The 16,816-nt window shown below is 68.5% G+C and carries 10 protein-coding genes and 1 pseudogene; 5 read left to right on the top strand and 6 right to left on the bottom strand.

Translation table 11 applies throughout. The features are described from left to right. Together GOARA_RS16460 and GOARA_RS16455 are read right to left on the bottom strand one after the other, a co-directional pair. Nucleotides 1–1,641, bottom strand: a 1,641-nt coding sequence (locus tag GOARA_RS16460; protein WP_007323555.1) for a proline dehydrogenase family protein, incomplete at its 3' end; no start/stop codon positions are given. Between the two features lie 58 nt (nt 1,642–1,699). Further along, the gene (locus GOARA_RS16455; protein ID WP_007323554.1) at nt 1,700–3,205 is read right to left on the bottom strand and encodes a flavin-containing monooxygenase; all 1,506 of its coding nucleotides are present in this window, start codon (nt 3,203–3,205) and stop codon (nt 1,700–1,702) included. 110 nt (nt 3,206–3,315) lie between these two features. On the opposite strand from GOARA_RS16455, the gene GOARA_RS16450 reads away from it, so the two are divergent. Next, nucleotides 3,316–4,518, top strand: a complete 1,203-nt coding sequence (locus tag GOARA_RS16450; protein ID WP_007323553.1) for a PucR family transcriptional regulator — start codon at nt 3,316–3,318, stop codon at nt 4,516–4,518. Nucleotides 4,519–4,583: 65 nt separating this feature from the next. Here GOARA_RS16450 and GOARA_RS16445 read toward each other — a convergent pair whose 3' ends face one another. Beyond that, the gene (locus GOARA_RS16445; RefSeq protein WP_007323552.1) at nt 4,584–5,234 is read right to left on the bottom strand and encodes a DUF3887 domain-containing protein; all 651 of its coding nucleotides are present in this window, start codon (nt 5,232–5,234) and stop codon (nt 4,584–4,586) included. A gap of 168 nt (nt 5,235–5,402) precedes the next feature. After that, nucleotides 5,403–6,839, bottom strand: coding sequence for a short-chain fatty acyl-CoA regulator family protein (locus GOARA_RS16440; RefSeq protein WP_007323551.1), 1,437 nt, complete (start codon nt 6,837–6,839; stop codon nt 5,403–5,405). Between the two features lie 109 nt (nt 6,840–6,948). On the opposite strand from GOARA_RS16440, the gene prpD reads away from it, so the two are divergent. The 4 genes from prpD to GOARA_RS16420 are packed head-to-tail and all read left to right on the top strand — an operon-like array spanning nt 6,949 to nt 13,881. Further along, the gene (gene prpD, locus GOARA_RS16435; RefSeq protein ID WP_007323550.1) at nt 6,949–8,451 is read left to right on the top strand and encodes a 2-methylcitrate dehydratase PrpD; all 1,503 of its coding nucleotides are present in this window, start codon (nt 6,949–6,951) and stop codon (nt 8,449–8,451) included. Further along, entirely contained in the window at nt 8,451–9,359 is a 909-nt protein-coding gene (gene prpB, locus GOARA_RS16430; RefSeq protein ID WP_007323549.1) for a methylisocitrate lyase, read from the top strand. Before prpD ends, prpB begins: the two co-directional genes overlap by 1 nt. A gap of 4 nt (nt 9,360–9,363) precedes the next feature. After that, a complete protein-coding gene (locus tag GOARA_RS16425) occupies nt 9,364–10,497 on the top strand; it encodes a bifunctional 2-methylcitrate synthase/citrate synthase (RefSeq protein WP_007323548.1) in 1,134 nt (377 codons plus the stop codon). Nucleotides 10,498–10,503: 6 nt separating this feature from the next. Beyond that, nucleotides 10,504–13,881 (top strand): pyruvate carboxylase, encoded by a 3,378-nt coding sequence (locus GOARA_RS16420; RefSeq protein WP_007323547.1) that lies wholly within the window; start codon nt 10,504–10,506, stop codon nt 13,879–13,881. Here the strand turns inward: GOARA_RS16420 and GOARA_RS16415 are convergent. Both GOARA_RS16415 and GOARA_RS16410 read right to left on the bottom strand, forming a co-directional pair. Continuing rightward, nucleotides 13,834–15,306 (bottom strand): MFS transporter, encoded by a 1,473-nt coding sequence (locus GOARA_RS16415; RefSeq protein WP_007323546.1) that lies wholly within the window; start codon nt 15,304–15,306, stop codon nt 13,834–13,836. The two genes, GOARA_RS16420 and GOARA_RS16415, sit on opposite strands and share 48 nt — an antisense overlap. A 3-nt stretch (nt 15,307–15,309) precedes the next feature. Then, nucleotides 15,310–16,646: pseudogene (locus GOARA_RS16410) on the bottom strand (MFS transporter). Nucleotides 16,647–16,816 lie beyond the last annotated feature (170 nt).

The raw sequence follows: 16,816 nt of genomic DNA, 5'->3' as shown, positions 1-16,816 counted from the left end.
GACGACACCGTCGACATCGGCTTCGGTGATCGTCGCGGGGACCGGCAGGCCGTCGAACCAGGCGGTATCGGTGCTGCGTTCGATCGCCTCGCGGATCCAGGTCTGATTGGCCGGCAGCGCCGGGTTGGTGTCGGGTTCGTTGTGGAACTCCGGCAGCGGGCCGGTGTGTCGCGCGGGCTCACGCCGCTCCTCGGCGACCCGGTCCTGCCGGTCGTTCGGGAGCGGAAGCTCCGGGGCGCTGACGAGCGTTCGGCCGAGTTCGTCGACCGCGGCGCCGAACCGCTCGGATTCGCGGGTGAACGCGTCGCTTCCCGGAGCCAGGTCGAAGATGCCGGACATGAAGTTCTCCGGGGCGGCATTCTCGTCGAGGCGGCGCACCAGGTAGGAGATGGCCACGTCGAATTCGCGGGGAGCGACCGTCGGCACGTAGTACAGCAGACGGCCGACGTCGGTGCTGACCGCGTCGGCCTGCTCGGTCGCCATCCCGTGCAGCATTTCGAACTCCACGCGGTCGGCGACGCCGCGCCGCTCCGATAGCAGGTGGGCGAAGGCGATATCGAACAGGTTGTGTCCCGCGATGCCGAGACGGAGGCACGGTCGGGGAGGTTCGCCGCCGCTCGACATCGACATCTTCTCGGGTCGCATCGTCTCCCAGAGCACGCGTTTGTAGTTGACGTCGGTGGCGAGCTTGGAATCCCATGTGGCCAGGGGCCAGCCCGACATCTCGGCGTGCACCCGCTCCATCGCCAGGTTGGCCCCCTTGACGAGGCGGATCTTGATTCCCGCGCCGCCATCGCGGACGCGGTCGGCGGCGAAGGCGGCGAGACGGTTCATCGCCGCGAGCGCGTCGGGCAGATAGGCCTGCAACACGATGCCGCCCTCGTACCGGTGCAGATCGGGTTCGCTCAGCAGGCGGGTGAAGACCTCCACCGTGAGGTTCAGGTCGCGGTACTCCTCCATGTCGAGGTTGATGAACTTGGCGCCGCCGCCCGGGGCCGCGGCCGCGTCGCGGTAGAGCGGCCGGAGGCGGCGCAGCACGTACTCGACGGTGTCGTCGAACGCCCACATCGACAGTTGAGATGCGACCGAGGAGACCTTGACGGAGACGTAGTCGACGTCGTCGCGACGCAGCAGGGTGCGCGCCTGCTCCAGGTGACGATCGGCCTCGGCGTCGCCGAGCACTGCTTCGCCCAGCGGGTTGATGTTGAGCCGATGGCCGGACTTCCGTAGGCGGGCAACGGTTTTCGTGAACGGGCGGTCGCGGGCGTCGACGATCATGTGCCCGACCATGGCGCGCATCCGGGCCTGTGCGAGCCGGATGACGGTTCCGGGCAGATACCGGCCGAGCGCTCCGCCGAGTCGCAGTTGGGCACGGTCGAAGGCGCTGAGCGTCGCGGGGAGGTCGGCGGCGAGTTCGCGCAGCGCGGTGGCGGCGGCCCGGTGGTCCTCGGTGCCGATCACGCGGTCGACGAAGCCGACGGTGAATTCGAGCCCGTGCGGATCGCGCAGGATCGAGGCGAGACGGCGGGCCGCCGGATCAGGCCGTCGGCCGGCGGCCAATGCGCCGTCGCGGAGCCAGCGCTCGACGAGCGTACGCGCCGACGCTTCGAGTTCCGCCAGGTCGGCGGCGATCGCGGCCATAGGACAATTCTGACCCTGTGGCCTGCTCGTCGCGCGTCAACTCGCGATCGGCGTTCCCCTAAGCGGGCGTGCTGACCGGCGCCTTCACCTTCTCGTACCGGAGGAATCCGTCGTCGACGGCGCCTTTGCGCAGATTCTTGACGTCGTGCGAGACGGCCATGGTCGTCTTCCACGGGTCGGCCGCGCCCTGTTTGGGCAGGGTGTCCAGTGCGCGCTTGACGTAGCCGGCGTCGAAGTCGAGGATCGGCCGCGTCTCCATGTTCTTGGGTGCGACCGGCCGCACCGAGGCGTAGCCGTCGCGGTCCATGTGGCTCAGCACCCGGCAGAACCACTCGCACAGCAGGCCGATCTTGAGCGTCCACGACGAGTTGGTGTACCCGATGGCCATGATGAAGTTGGGGACGCCGGAGAGCATCGCGCCGCGGTAGGCGATCCTCGACGGCAGGTCGACCGGCTCGCCGTTGACGGAGAGGTCCATCCCGCCGAAGAGCTGCAGGTTGAGCCCGGTCGCGGTGATGATGATGTCGGCGTCGAGGTGTCGGCCGTCCTGCAGTTCGATGCCGGTCTCGTCGAAAGTCTTGATCTGGCCGGTCACCATCGACGCCTGCCCCTTGCGCAGTTGCTTGAAGAGATCGGCGTCGGGCACGGCGCACAGTCGCTGGTCCCACGGATCGTAGGGCGGGTTGAAGTGCGTGTCGATGTCGTAGCCCTTGGGCAGCTGAGACTCGTTGACCTTGCGGATCGTGGCGCGTGCCAGCTTGGGGAACCGCTGGCAGTACTGGTAGATGGCCTTGGACTGCAGGATGTTCTTCTGGCGGCTCAGCTGGTATCCGCGCTCGTCGCCGAAGACGCGCATCAGGCCGCGCGCGATCGGATCGTGGCGCGGCAGCGGCATGATGTAGCTCGGTGTGCGCTGCAGCATGGTGATGTGCTCGGTGTCGGGCGCCATGGCGGGCAGCAGGGTGACCGCGGTGGCGCCGCTGCCGATCACGACAACCTTCTTGCCCTTGTAGTCGAGGTCCTCGGGCCAATGCTGCGGATGCACGATCTGGCCGCCGAAGCGGTCGCTGCCGGGGAACTCCGGCGAGTAGCCCTGCTCGTAGTTGTAATAGCCGGTGCCGGAGAAGAGCCACCGGGTGGTAATGGTCTCGGTCTTGGCGCGGGGGCCCTTGTCGGTGCGCGCGACGGTCAGGTGCCACGCCTGGTCGGCGTCGGACCAGTCGGCGGCGATCACCCGGCGGTGGAAGGTGATCTTGTCTTCGAGGTGGTCCTCGGCGACGGCTTCGCGGAGGTACTCGAGGATGCGGGGGGCGTCGGCGATGGACTGTTCGTCGCGCCACGGCTTGAACTCGTAGCCGAAGGTGTAGAGATCGGAGTCAGAGCGGATTCCGGGGTAGCGGAACAGATCCCAGGTACCACCGATCGCGTCGCGCGATTCGAGGATGGTGAAGGACTTCTCCGGGTGTTCGGTGCGCAGGTAGTGCGCCGCGCCGATGCCGGAGATTCCTGCCCCGACGATGACGACGTCGTAGTCGGTGGTGGCGGTGGGCTGAGTCGAGGTCATGGTCGCTCCTGACGGCTGTTGTTCTCGTGTTCAATTCTCCGTCGCCGGCCAGCGGTGGAGCAAGGGCGATATGCACTAGGCGGCACGTGGTAGCGGTGCATAATCGACAGATGGTTGACGAATGGCCCGAACCATCGGCCGAAGCGGCGGCGATGATCGTCGCCGGCGTACTGCAGGTCGTCGACCCGCCGCAGGCATGGATCGACGAGTTCAACGACGCGGCGTTGCGCGGTGTGCGCCTCGACGAGATCGCCGACGACCCCGTCCTCGTGGAGGCGTTGCGGCGCACCAATGAAGGCAATCTGGCCCAGTGGGCGCAGCACAACCTCGCCGCGCCCGGTGCGCGAGTGCCGATTCGCGTGGTCGAGGACGGTGCGGAGATGGTCCGGGAAATGGTTCGCAGAGGACTGGACTCGGGGATGCTGGACGCCTTCCGCACGGCTCAGTCGGTGGCATGGCGCCGGTGGATGGAGATCTGCTTCTCACTGACCGACGACGTCGAGGTGCTGCGCGAGGTGCTGGATGTGACGTCGCGGTCGATCGACGCGTTCATCGACGACACGGTCGGTGCGCTGGCGGACCAGATCGCCGTCGCACGGGCGCAGCTCGCCGGCGACACGCATGCGGAGCGGCGCGCGGCCGTCGCGCTCGTCTTGGAAGGTGCGCCGATCGACGATGCGCGTGCCGAGGCCCAGCTGCACTATCGGCTGTCGGGTCCGCAGACGGCGGTCGTGCTGAGCGGTGCCGGAATGTCGATGAACCGGCTCGAGTCGGTGTGCGATTCGATCATGGCGGCGAATCGGCTCGGGCGCCGGCTCACCGTGCTGGCCGGAGCCGATCGTCTGTGGGTGTGGTTTCCCGCGGATGATCTGGAGGTCGACGAGGAGAGCATCCCATCGGGCATCCGGATCGCGATAGGACTCTCCGGTCGTGGGCGAGAGGCATTTCGGCGCAGTCACTTTCAGGCGCTAGGCGCCGATCAGACGCTGGTTCGTCTCGGCTCGGCGAGGCGGGTCGTCCGCTACGAGGACTTAGCGCTGATCGGTGCCATCGTCGACGACCGGCGGGTGGTCGACGACTTCGTGCAACAGACACTCGGCGACCTCACCGGCGCAGACCCCGAGCTGCGGGAATGCATGCGGATCTGGTTCGGGCAGCTGTGCAACTCCACGGCGACGGCGGCACGCCTGTACACCCACCGCAACACCGTGGTGCGCCGCCTGGCCCGTGCGGAGGAACTGCTGCCCGTCGAGCTGTCGCGCAACGCGATCACGGTCGCTGCCGCGCTGGAGGTGCAGCACTGGCTGGAGTAGCCATTCCGCCGAGTGGGCACCTCATCTGCGCCGAGTGGGCACCTCACCTACGTCGACTGGGCACCTCAACCTTGCCGAGTGGGCACCGCGGCGTCGCGCTCGGCGGCGACTGCTTCCGGATTGAGGAAGAACAGGCCCGCGACGAGGCCCTGTTGGTCATAGCTAACCCGGCCGACCATCGCGCCCGCCTCGAACTCGATGGGCAGGTCGACGACGGTATGAATGCCTTGAGTGCGGACATAGGCTTCGTCGCCGATGGATTCGAGCTCGCCGAACTGGGCGACAACGTGGGCCCAGATGTCCGGGAGTGAGTCTTGGGGGAGCCTGGCGGCTACCGGAGGAGTGAACGTCGAGAAGATGCCCGCCCAGTCGTGAGCTGGAAACAACGAGAAGAGGCTGTTCGCCTTCTGGGTAGCGTCTGGCAGAGCGGTGACGGCCATGGGGGCTCCTGTTCGAGGGTCGATGGGTTTGCCGAATCGTTGAAATGCCGCTTGCCGCGTCGTTCCGACGACGTCGCCGACGTCCTGCCACGTGCAACCGGCGGCGCGGGCCGCCCGTGCCGCCTCGCCCAAGAGGTGCTCCGACTCGCCGACGAGGGCGTGGACATCGTGGAGGAAGGTGATCGCCTTGTCGCGCGAGTCGAGTCCCGCGGCCGCTGCACGGAGACTGCCGACGCGCTGCTGGATGGCTCGTGTCGCGCTATCGACCGCTGTCATGGTGTAAACCTAGCATTTACAACGGCTTCTTGTAAATCTGAGATTTACATCGGGTGTCTACTCGGCGCAGGTGAGGTGCCCGGTCGGCACAGGTGAGGTGCCCAGTCGGCGGGGGTGGGGTGCCCACTCGGCGGGGGGGTGGGGTGCCCAGTCGGCGGAATCGGACGGTCAGGGGGCGGAGGGGGAGCGGTACGGGACGGACTCGGCCACGTTGTCGTTGACGACGATCGGCCGGCCCAGCTGCGGAAAGGCCCGCTGGGCGCAATCGGGACGGTCGCAGACCTTGCAGCCAGCGCCGATGGGCACGATTCGGCGCGGATCGTCGATGTCGATGCCGGTCGAGTAGACCAGCCGATCGGCGTAGGCGAGATCGCAGCCGAGGCCGATGGCGAAACCGCTGCGCGTGCCGAGGTAGCCCTGCATGGGTTCGTCGGCGGTGCGCGCGAGCCAGAAGTAGGACCGCCCGTCGGGCATGGACGACACCTGCGTGACGATCCGGCCGGGGGTGGTGAACGCGTCGTGGACCACCCACAACGGGCAGCTGCCGCCGACGCGTGAGAAGTGGAAGGCGGTGGCGGACTGGCGCTTGGAGATGTTGCCGGCCTTGTCGGTCCGAACGAAGATGAACGGTACGCCCCGCTGCTTCGGGCGCTGTAGCGTCGACAACCGGTGGCAGACGGTCTCGAAGCCGACCTCGAAGCGCAGTCCGAGCAATTCGATGTCGTAGCGGTCTTCTTCGGCGGCGGCGTGGAACAGGGAATAGGGCAGGACGAGCGCACCGGCGAAGTAGTTGGCCAGCCCGACCCTAGCCAGGGGAACGGACTCGTCGCTGAGCCCCTCCGCGCCGGCGACGATCGTATCGATCCTGGCGGCCTGGGTGAGGAAGGCGAGTTGGGTGGCGAGCTGGAACGCGCGCTGCCCGGGGTGCAAGTGCCGCGCCAGGGTGAGCACGCGGGAGGCGGGGTCGTACACGCGCTTGCGCGCCGTCGCACCCGCGCCCGGGTCGGCCAGTACCACCCGGATCCCGTGGTCTCGTTCGAGGACGGCGGCGAGTTGCTCGTCGATGCCGCCGACTTGCAGTCCCAGGTCCGCGAACATGGCCTCGGCGGCCATGTCGAGGGTGTGGATGTAGTTCTTTCTGTCGTAGAAGAAGTCGCGGACCTCCTCGAAGGGCGTCGAGGTGCGCGGCGTCTCGGCCTCGTCGCGGTTCACGCTGGCCCGGTAGGTTTCCAGTTCTGTCGTCGCCGCGATCAGGCGGCGATGCATGCCGACCATCGCCTTGCCGACGCCGGGCATCCGGGCCACCAGCTCCTCGATCTCCGGTTGGCTGATGCCGTCGAACTCGGTGTGCTGCGCCGCCTCGGAGAGGTCGCCGACGAGCCGAGCGTCGGAGTCGGTGGCGAAGTAGTCGGTGGCGATCTCGAACTCCCGGCGCAGCGCCATCAGGACCGGGACGGTCAGCGGGCGGTGATCGTTCTCCAGTTGGTTGACATAGCTCGTCGACAGGTCGAGGCGCCGCGCGAGTGCGGCCTGAGAGAGTTTCTGCTCCTCGCGCAGGCGACGGAGACGCGCTCCGGTGTGGGTTTTCCCGCTGTGACCAGACACGATGCCACCTTCCTTACACAACGTTTGCAAAACTATAGGCTAGTGTACACAAAAATACGCCTTACCAGGTACTTTACCTCGCGCAGACCTTGTGCGTATGGTGCGAATCATGATCAATCACAAGGTTCGCACCCACCGTAGCGCCGAAGATTTCCCGACCGAAGAGCACCTCGCGTACAAGATCGCGCAGATCGCGGTCGATCCCGTCGAGGTACCGGCGGAGACGGCCGAGATGATCATCAACCGCGTCATCGACAACGCCTCGGTCAGCGCGGCGTCGGTCACTCGCCGCCCGGTCACGACCGCCCGTGCGCAGGCCGTGAGCCACCCCGCCAAGCCGGGCGCACAGGTCTTCGGCGTCAACGGCAACTACTCGCCGGAGTGGGCCGCATGGGCCAACGGCGTGGCCGTCCGCGAACTCGACTTCCACGACACCTTCCTCGCCGCCGAGTACTCCCACCCCGGTGACAACATCCCGCCGCTCGTGGCCGTCGCCCAGCACAAGGGCGTCTCCGGGCACGACCTGATCCGCGGCCTCGCGACCGCCTACGAGGTGCAGATCGACCTCGTCCGCGGCATCTCGCTGCACAAGCACAAGATCGACCACGTCGCCCACCTCGGCCCGTCGGCGGCCGCCGGTATCGGCACGATGCTCGGCCTCGACATCGACACCATCTACCAGGCGGTCGGTCAGGCGCTGCACCTCACCACCGCGACGCGACAGTCCCGCAAGGGCCAGATCTCCAGCTGGAAGGCCTACGCCCCGGCGCTCGCCGGCAAGGTCGCCATCGAAGCCGTCGATCGCGCCATGCGCGGTGAGGGTGCGCCGTCGCCGATCTGGGAGGGCGAGGACGGTGTCATCGCCTGGCTCCTCGACGGCCCCGACGCCGAGTACACGGTTCCGCTGCCCGGACCGGGGGAGCCCAAGCGCGCGATCCTCGACAGCTACACCAAGGAGCACTCCGCCGAGTACCAGAGCCAGGCGCCGATCGACCTCGCCCGCCGGATGCGCGAGCGGATCGCCAATACCGACGAGATCTCCTCGATCGTCCTGCACACCTCCAACCACACTCACGTGGTCATCGGCACCGGCAGCAACGACCCGCAGAAGTTCGACCCGACGGCCAGCCGCGAGACGCTGGACCACTCGGTGATGTACATCTTCGCCGTCGCGCTGCAGGACGGCGAATGGGACCACGTGAAGTCCTACGCCCCCGAGCGTGCCGGCCGTCCCGACACGGTCGAGCTGTGGCGCAAGATCTCCACCGTCGAAGACCCGGAGTGGACCCGCCGCTACCACAGCGAGGACCCCAACGAGAAGGCCTTCGGTGCCCGCGCGGTCATCACGCTGAAGGACGGGACCGTCATCGAAGACGAACTCGCCGTTGCCGACGCGCACCCGCTCGGCGCGCGGCCGTTCGCCCGCGAGCAGTACAAGCAGAAGTTCACCAAGCTCGCCGACGGCGTGATCACGCCCGCGGAGCAGGAGCGCTTCCTGGTGGCCGCCGAAGGACTGGACGGCATCGCCGCAGGCGGGCTGAGCGCGCTGAACATCGTCGTCGAGGAGTCGGTCCTCGACCGTGCTCCCCAGATCGGCCGGGGGATCTTCTGATGGATCTCTTCTCCTCCGCGGTCACCGACACCGACAAGCGCAAGGCGCTGCGGGCCGGCCTCACCTCCGGTGAGCTGCAGCGCTGGCCCGGTGCCTTCTCGCCGCTGGTCGCCAAGCTGGTCGAGGACCTGGGCTTCGAGGGCGTCTACGTCTCGGGCGCCGTGCTCTCGGCCGACCTGGGCCTCCCCGACATCGGCTTGACGACCCTCAGCGAGGTCGCCGGACGGGGCGGGCAGATCGCCCGCGCCACGAATCTGCCCTCGCTGATCGACGCCGACACCGGGTTCGGCGAGCCGATGAGCGCCGCGCGCACCATCGCCACGCTGGAGGACGCCGGGCTGTCCGGGTGTCACCTCGAGGACCAGGTGAACCCGAAGCGCTGCGGTCACCTCGACGGCAAGGCGGTTGTCGAGACCGGCGAGATGGTCAAGCGGCTGCGGGCAGCCGTCGCGGCGCGGCGCGACGAGAACTTCGTCGTCTGCGCGCGCACCGACGCCCGCGCCATCGAGGGGATCGACGCCGCGATTGACCGCGCCAAGGCCTATGTCGACGCCGGGGCCGACCTCATCTTCACCGAGGCGCTCGCCGATGCCGGCGAGTTCGAGAAGTTCCGCGCCGCAGTCGACATCCCGCTGTTGGCGAACATGACCGAGTTCGGGAAGTCCGAACTCCTGACGGCCCAGCAGCTGAGCGACCTCGGCTACAACGCCGTCATCTACCCGGTGACCACGCTGCGCATCGCGATGGGCGCGGTCGAGGCCGGGTTGCGCGAGATCTCCGAGAAGGGAACCCAGGCCGGCCTTCTCGACGGGATGCAGCACCGCTCACGGCTCTACGAGCTGCTGCGCTATTCGGACTACAACGAGTTCGACACGGCCACTTTTAATTTCACGATTCCAGGGGCGTGAAGACATGACCGAAACGACCACTACAGCACCACCGGAGATCCGCAAGGGTCTGGCCGGCGTCGTCGTCGACAAGACGGCCATCTCCAAGGTCGTACCGGAGACCAACTCGCTGACCTACCGCGGCTATGCCGTGCAGGACCTGGCGGCCAACTGCAGTTTCGAGGAGGTGGCTTATCTGCTGTGGCACGGCGAGTTGCCGACGGCTTCGCAACTGCAGCAGTTCAGCCAGAAGGAGCGGGCCAACCGCCGTCTCGACCGGTCGGCCGAGGCGGTGCTCTCCCGCATCCCCGACAACTGCCACCCGATGGACGTCTGCCGCACGATGGTCAGCTTCCTCGGCACGCAGGACCCCGACGAGGACGTGGCCACCCCGCAGGCGAACCTGGCGAAGGCGGAGCGCATGTTCGCGGTGCTGCCGACCATTGTCGCCGAGGACATGCGCAGGCGACGGGGCCTGAAGCCGATCGCGCCGCACCACGGCTACGGGTACGCCGAGAACTTCTTGTACATGTGCTTCGGCGAGGTGCCCGATCCGGTGATCGTGAAGGCCTTCGAGCAGTCGTTGATCCTCTACGCCGAGCACAGCTTCAACGCGTCGACGTTCGCCGCCCGCGTCGTCACCTCGACGACGTCGGACATCTACAGCGCGGTCACGGCCGGCATCGGCGCGCTGAAGGGCTCGCTGCACGGCGGTGCGAACGAGGCGGTCATGCACGACATGATCGACATCGACCGTCCCGAGCGCGTCACCGCCTGGCTCGACGGGAAGCGGGAGCGCAAAGAGAAGATCATGGGCTTCGGCCACCGCGTGTACAAGAACGGCGACTCGCGCGTGCCGACGATGCACGAGGCGCTGGTGCGGGTGTCCGAGCACCTCGGCGAGACGAAGTGGCTGGCGATCTACGACGAACTCGCCAAGCAGATGGACGAGCGCACCGGCATCAAGCCCAACCTGGACTTCCCGACCGGTCCGGCCTATCACCTGATGGGCTTCGACATCGCGTCGTTCACCCCGATATTCGTGATGGCCCGGGTCACCGGGTGGACCGCGCATATCATCGAACAGACTGAAGACAATGCGTTGATCCGTCCGCTCAGTGCCTACGACGGTCAGCCCCAACGCCCGGTGAAGGCCTGAACTCCTGTGCACAAAGTCCTGATAGCCAACCGGTCCGAGATCGCGGTGCGCGCCATTCGCGCCTGCCGCGAACTCGGACTCCAGACCGTCGCGATCTATCCGTACGAGGATCGCAACGCGCTGCACCGCAACGCTGCCGACGAGTCGTATCAGATCGGCGAACCGGGCCACCCGGTGCGCGCCTATCTCGACATCGACGCGATCGTCGAAGTGGCGCGCGAATGCGGTGCGGACGCGGTCTATCCCGGTTATGGCTTCCTCTCGGAGAACCCGGGTCTGGCCCGGGCCTGCGACGAGGCGGGGCTGACATTCGTCGGGCCACCGGCCGACGTGCTCGATTGGACGGGAAACAAGGCGACCGCGGTCGCCACCGCCCGCAACGCCGGTGTTCCGGTACTGGAATCCACCGATCCCAGTACCGACCTGGACGCACTCGCGGCCGCGGGCGCGAAGATGCGCTTCCCGCTGTTCGTCAAGGCGGTGGCCGGCGGCGGCGGGCGCGGCATGCGCCATGTCGATGATCCCGCGCAGCTGCCCGACGCGCTGGCGGCGGCGTCGCGCGAGGCCGAATCGGCCTTCGGCGACGGAACCGTGTTCATCGAGCAGGCGGTGCCCTCGCCGCGGCACATCGAGGTGCAGATCCTCGGTGACGCCGCGGGCAACGTCGTGCATCTTTACGAGCGCGACTGCAGCGTGCAGCGCCGCCATCAGAAGGTCGTCGAGCAGGCGCCGGCCCCGGATCTCGATCCGGCCCTGCGCGAGGCGATCTGCAACGACGCCGTCGCCTTCGCGAAGGCGATCAACTATCGCGGTGCCGGTACCGTCGAGTTCCTCCTGGCTCCCGACGGCCACTACGTCTTCATCGAGATGAATCCGCGCATCCAGGTCGAGCACACGGTGACCGAGGAGGTCACCGACATCGACCTGGTGGCGGCGCAGCTGCAGATCGCCGCCGGTGCGACGCTGCCCGAGCTGGGCATCACCCAGGACCAGATCGAGGTCCACGGATTCGCCGTGCAGTGCCGCGTCACCACCGAGGACCCGGCCAACGAGTTCCGGCCGGACACCGGCACGATCACCACCTACCGCTCGCCCGGCGGCGCCGGGGTGCGCATCGACGGCGGTACCTACCTGGGCGCGGAGATCTCCGGCTACTTCGATTCGATGCTGGTCAAGGTCACCTGCCGCGGGAAGACGCGCGAGGCGGCGCTGACCCGCGCGCGCCGCGCCCTCGGCGAATTCCGCATCGGCGGTGTCTCCACCAACATCGAGTTCCTGCTGTCGCTGTTGTCCAGCGAGGAGTTCGCCCCCGGCGCGGTGACGACGGGGTTCATCGCCGAGCACCCGGAGCTGCTGGTCAGCCACCCCTCGGACGCCAAGTGGGCGCGCCTGCTGGAGTACCTGGCCGACGTCACCATCAACCGCGAGTACGAGCGCCCGGCCACGGTCATCCGTCCGCGGGAGAAGCTGGCCGGCCTGACCGTCGCGGAACCGGCACCCGGCACCCGCAACCGGCTGCGCGACCTCGGACCGACCGGCTTCGCCGCGGTGCTGCGGCAGCAGGACGCCGTCGCGGTCACCGACACGACGTTCCGCGACGCCCACCAGTCGCTGCTCGCGACGCGGCTGCGCACGAGCGGTCTCGTGCGGGTGGCGCCCTACATCGCCTCGCTCACCCCGCAGCTGTTCTCGGTGGAGTGCTGGGGCGGCGCGACGTATGACACCGCGTTGCGGTTCTGCAAGGAGGACCCGTGGGAGCGGCTGGAGAAGCTGCGCGCCGCGATCCCCAACATCTGTCTCCAAATGCTGCTGCGCGGCGCCAACACCGTCGGCTACACCCCCTATCCGACGGTCGTCACCACGTCTTTCGTCGAGGAGGCGGCCAGCACCGGCATCGACATCTTCCGGATCTTCGACGCGCTCAACAGCGTCGACGCGATGCGGCCCGCGATCGACGCGGTGCGCGAGGAGGGACGGACCGTCGCGGAGGTCGCGCTCTGCTACACCGGTGACCTGACCGATCCGGCCGAGGACCTCTACACGCTCGACTACTACCTGCGTCTGGCCGAGGAGATCGTCGGTGCCGGTGCGCACATCCTCGCGATCAAAGACATGGCCGGGCTGCTGCGCCCGCCGGCCGCGTCGAAGCTCGTGTCGGCATTGCGGGAGAACTTCGACCTGCCCGTGCACGTCCACACCCACGACACCGCTGGCGGACAGCTGGCGACCTATCTGGCGGCGGTCCAGGCCGGCGCGGACGCCGTCGACGGTGCGAGCGCGCCGCTGTCCGGCTCGACGAGTCAGCCGTCGCTGTCGGCGATCGTGGCCGCCTTCGACGGTACCGACCGGGCCACCGGCCTCGACCTGGACGCCGTCTGTGCGCTGGAGCCCTACTGGGAAGCGCTGCGCAAGGTGTACGCCCCCTTCGACGTCGGGCAGCACCCGCCGACCGGCCGCGTCTACCAGCACGAGATTCCCGGCGGGCAGCTCTCGAATCTGTATCAACAGGCTGCGGCGCTCGGGCTCGCCGACCGTTTCGAACTCATCGAGGACGCCTACGCGGGCGCGGACCGGATGCTGGGCCGACTGGTCAAGGTGACTCCGTCGTCGAAGGTGGTCGGCGATCTCGCGCTGACCCTGGTCGCCAAGGGGATTACCGCGGACGAGTTCGCCGCGAACCCCGAGGCCTTCGACATCCCCGAATCGGTGATCGGCTTCTTCCGCGGCGAGTTGGGTGAACCGGCCGCCGGTTGGGTCGAGCCGTTGCGCACCGAGGTTCTCAAGGGCCGGGGCGAGGCGCAGCCGGTCCAGGAGGTCGGCGACGCCGACCGGGCGGTGCTCGCTGAACCGGGAACCGACCGCAGGCAGGCGCTCAACCGGTTGCTGTTCCCTGGTCCGACGGCCGAACTGGCCGAGCACCGGGAGAAGTTCGGCGACACGTCGGGATTGTCAGCGAACGCCTTCCTCTACGGCCTGCGGGCCGGGGTCGAGGAGCGGGTCGAGCTGGAACCCGGCGTCGAGCGCACCATCGGCCTGGCGGCCGTCAGCGACGTCGACGAGAACGGCGAACGGACGGTCATGTGCACGGTGAACGGGCAACTGCGCTCGGTGATGGTGCACGACAAGGCGGCCGGCGATGCGCCCGCGGCCGCGGCCAAGGCGGATCCGCAGAACCCGCGCCACGTCGGCGCGCCGTTCGACGGCGTGGTCGCGATCAAGGTCAGCGTCGGCGACAAGGTCGCGGCCGGGGATCCGCTCGGGACGATCGAGGCGATGAAGATGGAGTCCACCATCACCGCGCCGAGGGCGGGAACGGTCGCTACGCTGCCGCTCGGCTCACAGGTCGACGCTCACGGCGGCGACCTCATCGTCGAACTTAAGTAGCAGCGCACACACGACGGACACCGCGCACGCGATGAGCGAGATGACCGTCGCGATGAGGTAGCCGGTGTTCGACGGGAAGGCGAGGTCGCGCGGCCCGACGGATGTGGGGAGTTCGACGGTGACCACGTAGTGCGCCAGCACCATGCCGACGATGGCCGAGGCGATCGACATGCCCAGCGAGCGCATCAGCGCGTTCACGCCGTTGGCCTCACCGGTCTGGCGCAACGGCACCGCACCCATGATCAGCGCGGGCATGGCGGCGTAGGCGATGCCGATGCCGGCGGAGATGCAGCAGGTGATGAGCACCAGGTGCCAGGGCCCGATGTGCCAGTCGGCGACGAGGAACACCAGCTGGATCAGGTAGCCGATTCCCATGACTCCGGCGCCCAGCGCCAGCGACGACCGGGGGCCGAAGGCCTTCGAGACCCGCGCCCCGAGGTTGGAGAACGCGAACATCATCAGTCCGCCCGGAGCCAGGTACAGCCCGGCCTTCACCATGGAGAGCCCGTTGCCGTTGCCGGTGGCGACCGGTGCCATCAGCAGCTGAACCGGGATGAGCGACATCGCGAACAGGCCGAAGCCGGCGGCCACCGACGCGGCGTTGGTCAGGGCGACGGTGCGGATGGCGGTGGTTCGCAGGTCCACGAGCGGATGGTCGCGGCGCAACTCGTAGGCGACCCACAGCGCGAACACGATCAGTGAGGCGGCGAACAGGCCGAGCGTGATCGTCGACGTCCAGCCCCACGTCGCTCCCTTGCTGAGCGGAAGCAGCAGCAAGGTCAATGCCGAGGCCAGGCCGAGGGCGCCGAGATAATCGAATCCGGCGATCCGGTGTGTCGGCGACCGTGGGACGACGACGAGAACGGCGGTCAGGCAGGCGAGGGACACGCCGGCCGCGCCCCAGAACAGCGCGTGCCAGTCGAACTGGGCGACGAAGGCGGCGAGCGGAAGCCCGAGCGCGCCGCCGACGCCCAGCGATGCGCTCATCGCCGCCACCGCGCTGCCCAGCCGTTCGGGAGGCAGGCAGTCGCGCAGAATGCTGATGCCCAGCGCGATGGCGCCCATGCCGACGCCCTGCAGACCGCGGCCGACCACGAAGGGGAGCAGACTGTCCGACAGCGCGCAGACGGCCGAGCCGAGGACCACCGAGGCGAGGCTCAGCACGAGGATCAGCCGTTTGCCGTACATGTCGCCCAGGCGCCCCGCGATCGGCGTGGACACCGCGCCGGTCAGCAGGGTGACGGTGAGCGCCCACGCGGCGTTGTCGTTGGAGGTGTGCAGATACTCGGGCAGCCGGGGGACCAGCGGGACGATGATCGTCTGCATCAACGAGACGGCGATTCCGGCGGCGCACAGTGCGGCGACGATCGCCGACGGCCGGGCTGGGGTGTCGCGGCGCCGTGCGCCGCGTGCATCGTCGGACACGGGTCAGCTCGGCGTCTCGGCCGAGGCAGGGATCGCTACCGCGCAGACGATGGTGACGAGGCACGCGGCGAGGGAGACGCCGATCGCTGCGAGGTAGCCGGTTGTCGAAGGATAGGCGTCGCCGTCGTCGAGGATGACCACGAAATGGGCTAGCAGCATGCCGACCACCGCGGCCGCGACCGACGTGCCAAGCGAACGCACCAGCGAGTTGACGCCGTTGGCTTCGCCGGTCTGGCGCTGGGGGACGGCCGACATGATCAGCGCGGGCATCACCGCGTATGCGGCGCCGATGCCGGCCGAAACGGTGCACGAGATCATCACGACATACCAGGGTGCCACGTGCCATCCGGCGGCCAACGGGAGCACCGCGATGACGTAGCCGAGCGCCATCATGGCGCCGCCCGCGGCCAGCGCGATCCGGCCGCCGAACTTCTTGGCGAGGATGGCGCCGACGGCGGCGAAGCCGACCATCGTCAGCCCGCCGGGCATGAGGAGAGCGCCCGCGGCGCTCATCGGCAGGTCGTTCCCGTTGCCCGATTCCGACGGCGCCATCAGGAGGAGGATCGGAACGACCGTGATCGCGAAGAAGGCGAAACCGGTGGCGGCCGAGGCCGCGTTGGTCAGGGCGACGGCCCTGGTGGCATTGATCCGCAGATCGACGAGCGGATGGGCGCGCCGCCACTCGTAGACGGTCCAGGCCGCGAAGATCGCGGCACCGCAGACGAACATCCCGACCACCCGCGGCGAGGCCCAGCCCCACGCCGCGCCCTTGCTCAGCGGCACCAGCAGCAGGGTGAGCGCCGCGACGAGGCCGAGGGCGCCGAGGTAATCGAAGCGCGCCTCGCGGTACGTCGGTGACTCCGGCACCACGGCGACGACGGCGATCAGGCAGACCAGTCCGAAACCGGCGGCCGCCCAGAACAGCGCGTGCCAGTCCCGCTGGGCGATGCCGGCGGCGACCGGCAGCCCGAGGGCGCCGCCGACGCCGAGGGCCGCGCTCATCAGCGCGACAGCCCCGCCGAGCCGTTCGGGCGGGAGGCAGTCGCGCAGAATGCCGATGCCGAGGGCGACGGCCCCATGCCCAGGCCCTGGAGTCCGCGGCCGACGAGGAACGGGGCGAGAGTGTCGGACATGGCACAGACGGCCGACCCGGCGACCACGGTGGCAAGGCTGAGGAGCAACAACAGCCGCTTACCGTACATGTCGCCCAGGCGTCCGGCGATCGGCATGGCGACCGCGGCGGCGAGGAGCGTCGCGGTGAGAGCCCATGCGGCGTTGTCGTTGGAGGTGCGCAGGTACTCGGGCAACCGTGGGACCAGCGGCACGATGATCGTCTGCATCAACGCCACCGCGACGCCCGCGACGCACAGTGCCCCGACGATCGCGGCCGGACTCCGGTCGGTGTCGCGAACCGTCTGCGCGGGAACGCCGCTGCGGTGCTCGGTCGGCACGGTGGTGGCCTCGGGGTCGGTGAACGCCTGGTGGCGAATGGGCAACTTTCAGGGTAACC

The organism is Gordonia araii NBRC 100433 (assembly GCF_000241265.1).
Classification (GTDB): domain Bacteria; phylum Actinomycetota; class Actinomycetes; order Mycobacteriales; family Mycobacteriaceae; genus Gordonia; species Gordonia araii.
The sequence above is the reverse complement of the archived record's forward strand: the minus strand, read 5'-3'. Positions and strand labels throughout refer to the sequence as shown.